The organism is Kaistia sp. MMO-174 (assembly GCF_037147815.1).
GTDB classification, from domain to species: Bacteria; Pseudomonadota; Alphaproteobacteria; order Rhizobiales; family Kaistiaceae; genus Kaistia; species Kaistia nematophila.
In genome coordinates this window covers 413,519-426,543 of sequence record NZ_JBBCUO010000002.1, presented here as the reverse complement: position 1 = coordinate 426,543, position 13,025 = coordinate 413,519, and the positions used below count along the sequence as shown (strand labels likewise).

The following is a 13,025-nucleotide window of genomic DNA, read 5'->3' as shown; positions in this document are numbered from 1 at the left end:
GAAGGGAGCCGGAACGACGGTGTTGGCTAGACCAGCATCGCCATGGGCTTCTCGATGTAGCCCTTGAAGGCCTGCAGAAGCTCGGCCCCGAGCGCGCCGTCGACGACGCGGTGGTCGGTCGAGAGCGTGACCGACATGACGGTCGCGACCTTGATCTCGCCATTGCGCACGACCGGCTGCTGGATACCCGCGCCGACCGCCAGGATCGTCGCATGGGGCGGGTTGATGATCGCCGCGAAATCCTTGACGCCGAACATGCCGAGGTTGGAGACCGAGGTGGTGCCGCCCTGGTATTCTTCGGGCTTCAGCTTGCGATCGCGCGCCCGCTTCGCCAGATCCTTCATCTCGTTCGAGATGGTGGACAGCGACTTCTGGTCGGCGTTGCGCACGACCGGCGTGATCAGGCCACCGGGGATCGAGACGGCGACGCCGACATCGACGACCTTGTGGACGAGCATGCCGCCATCGGTCCAGGAGGCGTTGGCGCCCGGAACCTTCTTCAGCGCCAGCGCCATGGCCTTGATGACCATGTCGTTGACGGAGACCTTGTAGCCGGGCTTGCCGTCGGCATCCTTCGGCGCGGCGCCGTTGATCTGCTCGCGCAGCGCCAGCAGCGCGTCGAGATCGCAATCGACGGTGACGTAGAAGTGCGGGACGTTCTGCTTCGATTCCGTCAGGCGGCGGGCGATCGTCTTGCGCATGTTGTCATGCGGCACGAGATCGTAGGAGCCTTCGGCGAAGAGCTTGAGCGTCTGCGCGTCGGTCGGTCCGGCGTGAGCGGGAGCCGCCGGGGCGGCAGCCGCCGGAGCCACGGCGGCAGAAGCCGGCGCAGCCTTGGCGGCGCCGCCCTTCTTGGCTGCCTCGACGTCGGCCTGGACGACACGGCCATGCGGACCGGTGCCGGCAACCTTGGCGATATCGATACCGGCTTCCTTGGCGATGCGGCGCGCCAACGGCGAGGCGAACACGCGCTCGCCCGAAGCGGCGGCAGGAACAGCCGCCGGGGCCGGTGCGGCAGCAGGCGCCGGCGCAGCGGCGGGAGCCGGAGCGACCGCAGGCGCAGCAGCCGGAACCGCGGCAGCGGCCGGAGCAGCCGCGGGCGCCGGAGCGGCGGCAGGCGCGGCGCCGATGGCGCTCGCATCCTCGCCATCGGCGAGCAGCACGGCGATCAGCGCATTGACCTTCACGCCCTGCGCGCCTTCCGGCACGAGAAGCTGGCCAACGGTGCCTTCATCGATGGATTCGACTTCCATCGTCGCCTTGTCGGTCTCGATCTCGGCGATGACGTCGCCCGACTTGACCTTGTCGCCAACCTTCACGTTCCACTTGGCGAGGTTGCCCTCTTCCATGGTCGGCGAAAGCGCGGGCATCAGAATATTGATCGGCATAAAGCACCTATTGGCGTGTGTCTGTCGTGCCCAGATCGGTCGGACGGTCCCATTCCGCGTCGAACATGGCCTTGATCTGTTCCAGCGCCTGCTCTTCCGAGCAGACGCCGTCCCTGGCAAAGCCGTGCGCCACGTGACGAGCTATGTCGACCAGCAGGATGCCCCAAGTAGACGGGCTGTCAAAGGCCGTGCGGAAGCTGACATCCAGCCCCTTGTCGACGATCCAGGCGCGGAACACCTCCGCCGCATCTTCCGATTCCAGGGCGCCGGGCGGGATTTCCAGCTCGCGTTTGTGACCGGCCATGACGCTACCGGTACGTTACGGCTTTGACGGCCGCGATCACTTCGCCGACGTTCGGCAGCGCGAGCTTCTCGAGGTTCGCGGCGTAGGGCATCGGAACGTCCTTGCCGGTGACCTTGAGAACCGGCGCGTCGAGGAAATCGAACGCCTTTTCCATCAGCTCGGACGCGATGTGCGAACCAATCGAGTTCTGCGGCCAGCCCTCTTCCACCGTCACGCAGCGGCCGGTCTTCTTGACCGACTCGATGACCGTGTCGATGTCGAGCGGACGGAGCGTCCTGAGGTCGATCAGCTCGGCGTCGATGCCCTGCTCGGCGAGCTCGGCCACGGCCTTGGTCGCATAGGTCATGCCGATACCGAACGAGACGATCGTCACGTCCTTGCCTGTCTTGTGGATGCGCGCCTTGCCGATCGGCAGGACGAAGTCATCCAGCTGCGGCACGTCGAACGAGTGACCGTAGAGGATCTCGTTCTCGAGGAAGATCACCGGGTTCGGATCGCGGATCGCCGCCTTGAGCAAGCCCTTGGCGTCGGCCGCCGTGTAGGGGACGATGACCTTGAGGCCCGGGATGTGGCTGTACCAGGACGAATAATCCTGGCTGTGCTGGGCCGCGACGCGGGCCGCGGCGCCGTTCGGGCCACGGAACACCATCTGCGCGCCGAGCTGGCCGCCCGACATGTAGAGCGTCTTGGCGGCCGAGTTGATGATCTGGTCGATCGCCTGCATGGCGAAGTTGAACGTCATGAACTCGACGATCGGCTTCAGGCCGGCGAGCGCCGCACCCGTCGCGAGGCCGGCGAAGCCGTGCTCGGTGATGGGGGTGTCGATGACGCGGTCGTCGCCGAATTCCTGCAACAGGCCCTGCGTGATCTTGTAGGCGCCCTGGTACTCGGCGACTTCCTCGCCCATGACGAAGACGTCGGCGTCGCGGCGCATTTCCTCGGCCATCGCGTCGCGCAGCGCTTCGCGGACCGTGGTCGAGACGAAGGTGGTGCCGGCGGGGATGGCCGGGTCGGCTGCGACCTGGACAGCGATCGGCGCGGCGGCGACAGGCGCAGGCGCAGGCGCGGCGGCCGGAGCCGGGGCGGCAGCGGGAGCCTCGGCGGTAGGCGCAGCGACAGGCTGCGGCGCCGGCTGGGCGCTGGCGGCGGCCGAAACGTCCTCGCCGTCGGCGGCGATCACGGCGATCGGCGTGTTCACCTTCACGTTCTCGGTGCCTTCCGGCACCAGAAGCTTGGCGATCGTGCCTTCGTCGATGGCTTCGACTTCCATCGTCGCCTTGTCGGTCTCGATCTCGGCGATCACATCACCGGACTTGACCTTGTCGCCTTCCTTCTTGAGCCATTTGGAGAGCGTACCCTCCTCCATGGTCGGCGAGAGGGCCGGCATCAGAATATCGATGGGCATGGCTGTCTCCCGACCTTACTTCACGATGTCCGTCCAGAGCTCGGATGCATCCGGCTCCGGATCGTTCTGGGCGAATTCCGCCGCGTTGTTGACGATGTCACGCACCTCGGCGTCGAGCTTCTTCAGCTCGTCCTCGGTCGCCCAGCCCTTCTCCAGCAGGCGCGAACGCACCTGCTCGATCGGATCGTGCTCGTTGCGCATCTTCTGGACTTCGTCCTTCGACCGGTACTTGGCCGGGTCGGACATGGAGTGGCCGCGATAGCGGTAGGTTTCCATCTCGAGGATATAGGGGCCCTTGCCGGCGCGGCACCAGGCGACGGCTTTGTCGCCGGCGGCCTTGACGGCGCGGACGTCCATGCCGTCCACCTTCTCGCCAGGGATGCCGAAGGAGAGACCGCGACGGGAGAAGTCGGTCTGCGCAGAGGAGCGCGACACGGACGTGCCCATGGCGTAGCGGTTGTTCTCGATGATGTAGACGACGGGCAGCTTCCAGAGCTGCGCCATGTTGAAGCTCTCGTAGACCTGGCCCTGGTTCGCGGCGCCGTCGCCGAAATAGGTCAGGCAGACATTGTCGTTCTTGCGGTAGCGGTTGGCGAAGGCGAGGCCGGTGCCGAGCGATACCTGGCCGCCGACGATGCCGTGGCCGCCGAAGAACTGCTTCTCAATCGAGAACATGTGCATCGAGCCGCCCTTGCCGCGCGAATATCCGCCGCGCCGGCCGGTCAGCTCCGCCATCACGCCATTCGCGTCCATGCCCGCGACGAGCATGTGGCCGTGATCGCGATATCCGGTGATGGTCTGATCTTCACCCGTCCGAATCGCCATCTGCATGCCGACGACGACAGCTTCCTGGCCGATATAGAGGTGACAGAAGCCGCCGATGAGGCCCATGCCATACATCTGGCCGGCCTTTTCCTCGAAGCGGCGGATAAGGAGCATTTCGCGGTAGGCGAAAAGTTCCTGCTCCTTGGAGAAATTATCTGCAGGCGCCGGCTTCGCCGACTTTACCGCTGCAGTCTTCCGTCCGGCGGCCGGCGCAGATTTGCTGCCGACTTTCGCTTTGGCTACGGCCATGCCTTGTTCTCCGGGGCGTGTCCCAAACTGATGCGGGACGTTAGCCGAAGCCGATTGGCATTCCAAGATGCACGCCAAGCATCGGAGCCATGCGCCAACTACATGACTTGACTACCAAAATCCTAATGAACTGAAATTTGGTTCATCGCATATTTAGCCACCGCTTCAATGCTGCGGGGTCTATTGCGATGCAGCAATCCCGATCACCAATTCGTCCGCCTGGACGACATTGAGCTTGGCACGGGCCCTCTCGTCGATCATGTCGGGATCAAGGCTCTCCGGCCGGAGGAGCTGCGCGCGCGCCGCCAGCGACAGCCGCTCCGCCTTCATTTCCGCCAATTCCTTTTCGAGGCCAATGGCTTCGCGCTCCATGCGCTCGCGTGACCAGATGCCGTAATCGCCGTTGAAGGAATGATAGGCGAAGTAGCCCATCACGGCGAGCGAGCCGAGCGGCAGAATGAGTCGCCGGAGCTTCGAATGCTTGCGCTGTTTGGTCGTCATGCGAGGATCTGAACGCGGTGCAACATGATGAATAAAGCATGGCGCAAGACGATTAACGCCGGGTTTCCGTCCATGGTCGCCGCGTCTGCGACGGGAGGAAAAAGAGGTCGAGGCGGGATACGCACCGCTTTCTTCCGGCGGATCCCACGCCGAAACGCCCTTCCCTATCGCAGCCATGCGTTGAAGCGCCCCCTCCTAGAACCGTCCCTGCCATAGAGAATCCTTGGCTATTGGCCCCACTCAGAGTATGGGAGGGCCAACTCGCATTCCGCATGACCCTTCACCGCTCGCGATCCAACCGGTCGCGGCCCGGAATGCTTCTCCAATTTCAGGCTTCCGTTCCTTATGGTTTCGCTCGTCCAGAATCCGGCCCTCGCCCGCGCCATCGCGGAAAAAGGCTATCAGTCCCTCACCCCGGTCCAGGCGGCCGTCGTCGAGCCGCAGGTCGGCGAGAGCGACCTGCTCGTCTCGGCCCAGACCGGCTCGGGCAAGACAGTCGCTTATGGCCTTGCCTTCGCAACCACTCTGCTCGGCACGGAAGAGCGCTTCGGCGCGGCGAACGAGCCGCTGGCGCTCGTCATCGCCCCGACGCGTGAACTCGCGCTTCAGGTGCAGCGCGAACTCGCCTGGCTCTATGGCGAGACGGGCGTGAAGATCGCCTCCTGCGTCGGCGGCATGGATGTTCGTCGCGAAGCACGCGCGCTGGACATGGGCGCGCATATCGTTGTCGGCACGCCCGGCCGCCTGCGCGACCATCTGGAACGCGGCCGCCTCGACATCTCCAAGCTCAAGGTCGTCGTGCTCGACGAGGCGGACGAGATGCTCGATCTCGGCTTCCGCGAGGATCTCGAGCTCATCCTCGACGCCGCGCCGCAGGAGCGCCGCACCCTGCTCTTCTCCGCGACCCTGCCGCGCGAGATCGTCCGCCTGGCGCGCCAGTATCAGCGCGACGCCATGCGCATCGACACGATCGACCAGAGCCAGCCGCATGGCGACATCGAATATCGCGCCTTCCGCGTCGCTCCGAACGAAATCGACCTCGCCGTCGTCAACGTGCTGCGCTTCTATGACCAGCCCGCCGCCCTCGTCTTCTGCTCGACGCGCGAATCGGTGAAGCGCGTTCATGCCGGCCTGCAGGAGCGTGGCTTCCAGGTTGTCGCCCTTTCGGGTGAGCTGAGCCAGACCGAGCGCATGCATGCGCTGCAGGCGCTGCGCGACGGCCGGGCACGCGTCTGCGTCGCGACCGACGTCGCCGCCCGCGGCCTCGACCTGCCCGATCTCGGCCTGGTCATTCACGCCGAGTTGCCGACCGGCCCCGCCGTGCTGCTGCATCGTTCGGGCCGCACTGGCCGCGCCGGCCGCAAGGGCGTCTCGGCGATGCTCGTGCCCTACACGAATCGCTCGAAGGCGCTCCGCCTGATCAACGCCGCCGGCGTCGACGCCTACTGGACCGCCGCGCCTTCGGCCGACGAGATCCGCGCCAAGGACCACGAGCGGCTGCTCGAAAGCGTGCTGCGCGTCGAGCCACCGTCCGAGGAGGATGCGGTTCTGGTGCGCGAGCTGGTCGGCCAGCGCTCGGCCGAGGAGATCGCCGGCGCGCTCATCCGCATGCACCGCGCCCGCCTGGCGGCACCGGAAGATCTGTTCGATCCCGGCCCGCAGCAGGAGCGTCGTCCGCCGCGCGAAGGCCGGGAAGGCAAGCCGCGCCGGCACGAGCGGGAGGAACGCTATGGCGACGCACCGCGCGAGCGTGGTCCGCGCCCGCCGCGCGAGCGCGACGGCGGCTGGCCCGAAGGCGGCCCCGGCAGCCAGGGCGGCCGGCCCGAGCGCCCGCAGCAGGACATGGTCTGGTTCCGCATGAGCGTCGGCCACCAGAAGAACGCCGATCCCAAGTGGCTGCTGCCGCTGATCTGCCGTCGTGGCCACGTCACCAAGAACGAGATCGGCGCGATCAAGATCTTCGAGCGCGATACGCGCTTCGAGATCGTCGCCGAGGCGGCTGAGAGATTCACTGTCGCGCTGCGTCGTGGCGGCGAGGAAGAGATCCGCATCGAGCCGGCCGATGGCGCCCCGGCGGGCGGCGGCGGCAAGCGTCCGCCCCGTGGCGACGGCCCCGGCAAGCCGCGCGGCGGCTTCAAGCCGGGTGGCAAGCCCGGTTTCAAGGGCGGCTTCAAGGCCGGCGGCAAGAAGCGCGACCGCGCCGAAGGCTGAGCCGGCCCGACATAGTTGAATACAAGGAAGCCCGCGACATCGTCGCGGGCTTCTTTTTTTTCGGCGGGGGCGATCCTCGTAAAGAAAAGGCCCCGCTCGCGGACGAGCGGGGCCTTTTCAGTTCGGTTCGGCGGAACGGATCAGTCCTTCAGGCGCTCCAGGGCGGCCTTGATCTTCGCCGTCAGCTCCTGCGCCTCGGCGAGACGCTCGCGCTGCTCCTCGATCACCTCTTCCGGCGCGCGCGAAACGAAGTTCTCGTTGCCGAGCTTTGCCTCGATCTTGGCGATCTCCTTGGCGGCCTTGTCGAGCTCCTTGCCGAGGCGGCCGCGTTCGGCATCGAGATCGATGACGCCGGCGAGCGGCAGCGCGATCGTCGCTTCGCCAAGCACGGTCTGCACGGCGCCCTTCGGCGCCGCGTCGGCGGCGGTGATCTCCGACGCGCGGGCGAGACGCTTGATCAGCGCGTCATGTGTGGCGAGACGGGTCGACGTCTCGGCCGAGGCCCCGACGATGATCAGCGGCACCATGGCGCCTGGCGGCACGTTGATCTCGGAGCGGACCGAGCGGACCGACGAGATGAGGTCGACGAGCCAGTTGATCTCGGCCGCGGCCGCCTCGTCCTCGAAATCGAGCGACGGCCATTCGGTCAGGACCAGGAGCTGGTCGCGGCTGGATCCCTCGTCCACCGTGCGGTCCCAGAGCTCTTCAGTGATGAAGGGCATGAACGGGTGCAACAGCGTGACGATGCGGTCGAGCGTCCAGCCGATCGTGGCGCGGGTCTCGGCCTTGGCGGCCTCGTCCTCGCCGTTCAGCACCGGCTTGACCAGCTCGAGATACCAGTCGCAGAACGAGTTCCAGACGAAGCGGTAGAGCGCGTTGGCGGCGTCGTTGAAGCGATAGGCCTCGAGCGCCTCGGTGACGGCGCGCGCGGTGCGCGTCGTCTCGGTGGCGATCCAGCGGTTCAGCCGCTCCTTGGCCGTCGAGGGCTCGAAGCCGGCAACGCGCGTCGCGCCGTTCATCTCGGCGAAGCGCGAAGCGTTCCAGAGCTTGGTCGCGAAGTTGCGATAGCCCTCGACGCGCGAGGTCGCCAGCTTGATATCGCGCCCCTGCGCCGCCATGGCGGTCAGCGTGAAGCGGAGCGCGTCGGCGCCGTATTCGTCGATCAGCGTCAGCGGATCGATGACGTTGCCCTTCGACTTCGACATCTTGGCGCCCTTCTCGTCGCGGACGAGGGCGTGGATGTAGACGTCCTTGAAGGGCTCGACCGGCGTGCCGTTCTCGTCCTTCATGAAGTGCAGGCCCATCATCATCATCCGGGCGACCCAGAAGAAGATGATGTCGAAACCGGTGATCAGCACGCTGGTCGGATAATAGCGGGCGAGTTCGTTGGTTTCGTCCGGCCAGCCGAGCGTCGAGAAAGGCCACAGCGCCGACGAGAACCAGGTGTCGAGCACGTCCTCGTCGCGCGTCAACGCAACTGTCGAGCCATAATGCGCGGTTGCGAACGACGCCGCCTCGGCCTCGTCATAGGCGACGAAGACCTTGCCGTCCGGGCCGTACCAGGCCGGGATCTGATGGCCCCACCAAAGCTGGCGCGAGATGCACCAGGGCTGGATGTTTTCCATCCACTCGAAGTAGGTCTTTTCCCAGTTCTTGGGCACGAAGTCGGTGCGGCCCTCGCGAACCGAGGCGATCGCCGGCTGCGCCAGCGTATGCGCGTCGACATACCACTGCTCGGTCAGGAACGGTTCGATCGGCACGCCGCCACGGTCGCCATGCGGCACGGTGTGGCCGTGGTCCTCGATCTCGGCGAGATAGCCCTGCTCTTCCAGCATCGCGACGACGGCGTTGCGCGCCGCGAAGCGGTCGAGGCCGTCGAGCGCCGCGATGGTGTCGGAAAGCGCCGCCGTCTTCGGCAGATCGGCGAGGAAATCGGCATTGCCGGCGATGATAATGTTCGCCTGGCGGTCGAGCACCGAGATCATCGGCAGGTTGTGCCGCTTGCCGACCTCGAAATCGTTGAAGTCGTGCGCCGGCGTGATCTTGACTGCGCCCGAGCCCTTCTCGGGATCGGAATATTCGTCGGCGACGATCGGAATACGCCGGCCGACGAGCGGCAGGATCGCATGCGCTCCGGCCGCAACGAAGGCCTGGTAACGCTCGTCTTCCGGATGCACGGCAACCGCCGTATCGCCCAGCATCGTCTCCGGACGCGTGGTCGCAACGGTAATGTAGGTGGTCGCATCGTCCGGATCGAAGGTCTTGCCCTCGATCGGATAGCGGAAGTGATAGAGCTTGCCCTTGGTCTCGACCTGGATGACCTCGAGGTCGGAGATCGCCGTCTCCAGCTTCGGGTCCCAGTTGACGAGGCGCTTGTCCTTGTAGATCAGGCCGCCGCGATAGAGCTCGACGAACACCTTGAGAACGGCCTTCGAAAGGCCCTCGTCCATGGTGAATCGCTCACGCGACCAGTCGGCCGAGGCGCCGAGGCGCTTCAACTGCCCGATGATCGTGCCGCCGGATTCGGCCTTCCACTTCCAGACCTTCTCGACGAAGGCGTCGCGGCCGATATCGCGCCGGTTCGGCTCCTGCCGCTCGGCCATCTGACGTTCGACGACCATCTGCGTCGCAATGCCGGCATGGTCGAGGCCGACCTGCCAGAGCACGTCCTTGCCGCGCATCCGCTCGAAGCGGACGAGAACGTCCTGCAGCGTGTTGTTGAGCGCGTGGCCCATATGCAGCGAGCCGGTGACGTTCGGCGGCGGGATCACGATGGAGAAGGGCTTGGCGCCGGGCTTCGCGCCCGCGCCGGCCTTGAAGGCACCCTGGCCTTCCCAAGTCTCATAGATGCGCGGCTCGACCGCGGCCGCGTCATAGTTCTTGTCGAGCATGACCGTTTCCGGATGAGGAATTTGAACTGGTGTAAATCGGATGGCCGAGGGTGAGTCAACCGCGCTGCGGCGGAAGCCAAGCACCGCCTGCGTCAGATCCTGCATTTAGGGAGCTGGACTGCGTTCGGGAAGGGCGACCGCGATCCCCCCGAAACGACGTTCGGCTGCGCCGACTCAGCGGCCGCGCGAAACCCGCTCGATCTCGTCCCGTACCAGCCGTTCGACGAGCGGCGGCAGGTTGGTGTCGAGCCAGCTCTTCAGCATCGGCCGCAGCATGTCCTTGACGAGATCTTCGAGCGTGCGGGCATTGCCGGCGAGAACGGTGCTGGCGAGGCTGCCAAAGGCGGAACTCACGATCGCGTCGGCGGCCGGCGACAGCAGCGGCGCACCGGCCGGCAATTCATCGACGGGCGACGCGGCGGGGCGAACCGGGAGCGTGGCGCGCGGCGGCTCGGCCGCCCGGACCGGCTCGGGAGCGCGCGCGGGCACATGGGAAACGGAGGGCGGCGCAACCGGGCGCAGCATGCGCGGTTCGCTCAGCGGGGCCTGCGCAGGCTCCGGCTCGATGCGCGGCAGATCGACCCGAAGCTCGGGCGCTGGCTGTGGCGCGGCGAACTCGGCCACGCGAGCGCTGAACAGCGCGTCGATATCGGCGGCGGAAACGGGAACGCTCGGAAGCGTGGACGGCACGGGCGCCGGATCCGGCGCCTTCGGCACCACGGCTGCAGAAGCGCCGAGGCCGAGCTCATCTTCGGAGATGATGCGGCGGATGGAGGCGAGGATCTCCTCCATCGAAGGCTCTTGTGCCGCACTGACTTTGGCCATCGCTACCCCACAACCCACCGAACCCTGGCGAATCGCCCAGAAAATCAGACGATTTCACGGGCCAGAGTAGCGAAAAGGACGACCGGCCGGAACAAGGCCGGTCGCTTTTCCCCGACTGGAGAACCGACTAGCGACCGTCCGGCGTACGCAAGCCGATCCACTTATCGCGGACAGCCTGGTAGTGCTGCTTCGGCTCGTAGCGCTGGACCTTGAGGCCGAGATTATCGGCCGAGAGCGAGCCCGTCGTCGACATCAGCGTATAGGAAGCGACCACTTCGGTGCGCTGCGCCAGGATCAGTGTCTCGCGCGCCTGCAGCAGCGACTGCTGCTGGTTCAGCACGTCGAGCGTGGTGCGCTGACCAACCTTCTGCTCCTCGATCACGCCCTCGAGAGCGAGCTGCGAGGCGCGGATCTGCTCCTGAGCCGAGGTGATCGAAGCGCGTGCGGCTTCGAGCTGGCCGAAGGCCGAGACGCCGGCGGCGCGAACCTGATCACGGGCCGAGTCGAGCTGGATGCGATACTGGCCCAGCGTTTCCTTGGCCTGTCGGGTCTGCGAGTAGACCACGCCGCCTTCATAGATTGGCACCGTCAGATTCGCGGTGATCGTGGCCGAATCGCCGAAAGAGCCGGTCAGCGACGAATCGTCCGTATGCGCCAGCTGGCCCTGCAGCGACACGGTCGGCAGCAGCTGTCCCTCGATGACCTTCACGTTGAAGGCGGCGGTGTCGACGTTGTAGCTCGCAGCGCGGATTGTCGGATGCCGCGACTGGCCGGCGGAAACCGTGGCGCTCTCGGACTTCGGCAGGAGGCGCGAGTTGACCGACGGAATCTGAAGGCTCTTCGGCGCGGTGCCGATGATCTGGACATAGGTCGCGTTGGCCGAGTTCAGGTTCGCGATCGCCACGTCGTATTCGGTCTGCCCCTGACTCAGGGCGGCGTCGGTCTGCGCGAGGTCGGTGCGCGTGCCTTCGCCGACCTTCAGGCGATCGGCAGCGGCGCGCTGCTGCTCGCGCAGGAAGGCGATGTTCTGCTCGCGAAGGCTGACGATGCCCTTGTAGTAGAGGACGTTGGTGTAGGCCGCAACCGCATCCAGCAGCACATCCTGCTCGGTCGAGCGAAGAAGCTCGCGCCCGGCCAGAACCGCCGATTCAGCCTGCTTCACGGAGTTCTGGGTACGGAATCCGCGAAAGATCGGCTGTTCGATGGTGAGGCTGTAACCGCGCGGCCAGGTCGTCGACGAACTGACCGGAAGCTGAGACGAGGAACGACCCCGTGCATAGGACGGACCGACATAGGCATTGCCCGTGAGCACAGGGCGATAGCCCGACAGCGCCTGGGGAACGTTTTCGTCGGTCGCGCGCAGCTGGGCGCGCATCGCATTCAGCGTGGGGTTGTTGTTATACGTCTGCGAAAGAGCGGATGTCAGAGTTTCGGCATACACCGAGGGGGCAGCTACGATAACCGCAGCCATAGCTACGGTTGCCAGATAGACCCGGGAAAAAACCACGTTCGAAACCTCGGCGTTGCGAGGCGACGCCCCCCTACCGGACGTCCACCGTCGGACAATACATCGTTAATTTACGCGAGCCCCGGTGACGGTCAAATGGCATGGGGCTCGAACAGTTCGATAATGCGCGCCGTGCGACGGGAAAGCCACAGCTGCCGCCCAAAATAATAAGCGGCAACTATGACTTATCCGATTGTTTTAAAAGGGGAATTAGAATACGAACGCCTTGGGTCTGGCAAAGCCGGGCAGCGTGCGGACAGAGGTGTTGAAGGCGGGACGACCGCTGACGGAACCACCGGAACGGGTATAGATCGTGGCTTTCGCCGCCAGACCGTTCGCCCCGACAACGGCGATGATTCGTCCACCCTCGCCGATCTGGTCGATCAGCGCCTGCGGCAGGACTTCGATCGCGCCTTCCAGCAGAATCACGTCGAAGGGCGCCTTGCCGGCAAGGCCGGCTTCCATCGGGCCGACCACGACCTCTACATTCGAGACGCCGAGAGAGGCAAGATTCTCACGCGCGGCGGCCGCGAGACCCTCGTCCGATTCGAGCGCGACCACCGAGGCGGCGAGATGGCTCAGGATGGCGGCGGAGTAGCCGGTCGTCGAACCGATATCGAGCACGCGATCCGTAGGCCCCACCTCGGCGAGCTGAACCAGCTTGGCCAGCGGTCCCGGTTCCATGACGTAGCGCGGCGTCGCGCCGGGGGCGGACACGAGGATATCCTCGTCGATATAGGCAAGCGGCTTCAGATGATCCGGCGCGAAGACTTCGCGCGGCACGGCCGAGAACGCGTCGAGCACATCGTACTCGGTGACGTCGACGGTGCGAATCTGACAGTCCACCATCGTGGTTCGCGCCTTGGCGAAATCGACCATGATTCCGGACCCTTTATCGTATGTGGCAATGGACGATCCA

Annotated in this window: 10 protein-coding genes; 1 reads left to right on the top strand and 9 read right to left on the bottom strand. The window is 65.7% G+C overall.

Annotation, left to right across the window (positions count from 1 at the left end; translation table 11 throughout):
• Nucleotides 1-26: 26 nt before the first annotated feature.
• The 5 genes from WFK98_RS07940 to WFK98_RS07920 all read right to left on the bottom strand — a co-directional run bounded on the left by WFK98_RS07940 (nucleotide 27) and on the right by WFK98_RS07920 (nucleotide 4,849).
• Nucleotides 27-1,388 carry a pyruvate dehydrogenase complex dihydrolipoamide acetyltransferase gene (locus tag WFK98_RS07940; RefSeq protein ID WP_336799846.1) on the bottom strand — a complete coding sequence of 454 codons (1,362 nt, stop codon included), beginning with the start codon at nucleotides 1,386-1,388 and terminating at the stop codon, nucleotides 27-29.
• Nucleotides 1,389-1,395: 7 nt separating this feature from the next.
• Nucleotides 1,396-1,692: a DUF5076 domain-containing protein gene (locus WFK98_RS07935; RefSeq protein ID WP_266337474.1), complete on the bottom strand. Its 297-nt coding sequence runs from the start codon at nucleotides 1,690-1,692 to the stop codon at nucleotides 1,396-1,398.
• A 4-nt stretch (nucleotides 1,693-1,696) separates the two neighbouring features.
• Complete coding sequence (locus WFK98_RS07930; RefSeq protein ID WP_336799845.1) at nucleotides 1,697-3,097, bottom strand: pyruvate dehydrogenase complex E1 component subunit beta; 1,401 nt, start codon at nucleotides 3,095-3,097, stop codon at nucleotides 1,697-1,699.
• A 15-nt stretch (nucleotides 3,098-3,112) separates the two neighbouring features.
• Nucleotides 3,113-4,171 (bottom strand): pyruvate dehydrogenase (acetyl-transferring) E1 component subunit alpha, encoded by a 1,059-nt coding sequence (gene pdhA, locus WFK98_RS07925; RefSeq protein WP_266337472.1) that lies wholly within the window; start codon nucleotides 4,169-4,171, stop codon nucleotides 3,113-3,115.
• A 180-nt stretch (nucleotides 4,172-4,351) separates the two neighbouring features.
• Entirely contained in the window at nucleotides 4,352-4,849 is a 498-nt protein-coding gene (locus tag WFK98_RS07920; RefSeq protein WP_266337471.1) for an FtsB family cell division protein, read from the bottom strand.
• A gap of 168 nt (nucleotides 4,850-5,017) precedes the next feature.
• Between WFK98_RS07920 and WFK98_RS07915 the strand changes: the two genes are divergently transcribed.
• Nucleotides 5,018-6,883: a DEAD/DEAH box helicase gene (locus WFK98_RS07915; RefSeq protein WP_266337470.1), complete on the top strand. Its 1,866-nt coding sequence runs from the start codon at nucleotides 5,018-5,020 to the stop codon at nucleotides 6,881-6,883.
• A gap of 140 nt (nucleotides 6,884-7,023) precedes the next feature.
• Here WFK98_RS07915 and WFK98_RS07910 read toward each other — a convergent pair whose 3' ends face one another.
• The 4 genes from WFK98_RS07910 to WFK98_RS07895 all read right to left on the bottom strand — a co-directional run bounded on the left by WFK98_RS07910 (nucleotide 7,024) and on the right by WFK98_RS07895 (nucleotide 12,985).
• A complete protein-coding gene (locus WFK98_RS07910) occupies nucleotides 7,024-9,774 on the bottom strand; it encodes a valine--tRNA ligase (protein ID WP_336799844.1) in 2,751 nt (916 codons plus the stop codon).
• 174 nt (nucleotides 9,775-9,948) lie between these two features.
• Entirely contained in the window at nucleotides 9,949-10,566 is a 618-nt protein-coding gene (locus WFK98_RS07905) for a PopZ family protein (RefSeq protein ID WP_266337468.1), read from the bottom strand.
• A gap of 160 nt (nucleotides 10,567-10,726) precedes the next feature.
• Nucleotides 10,727-12,070 (bottom strand): TolC family outer membrane protein, encoded by a 1,344-nt coding sequence (locus WFK98_RS07900; RefSeq protein ID WP_336799843.1) that lies wholly within the window; start codon nucleotides 12,068-12,070, stop codon nucleotides 10,727-10,729.
• Between the two features lie 246 nt (nucleotides 12,071-12,316).
• Nucleotides 12,317-12,985, bottom strand: a complete 669-nt coding sequence (locus WFK98_RS07895; RefSeq protein WP_266337465.1) for a protein-L-isoaspartate O-methyltransferase family protein — start codon at nucleotides 12,983-12,985, stop codon at nucleotides 12,317-12,319.
• Between the last annotated feature and the right edge of the window lie 40 nt (nucleotides 12,986-13,025).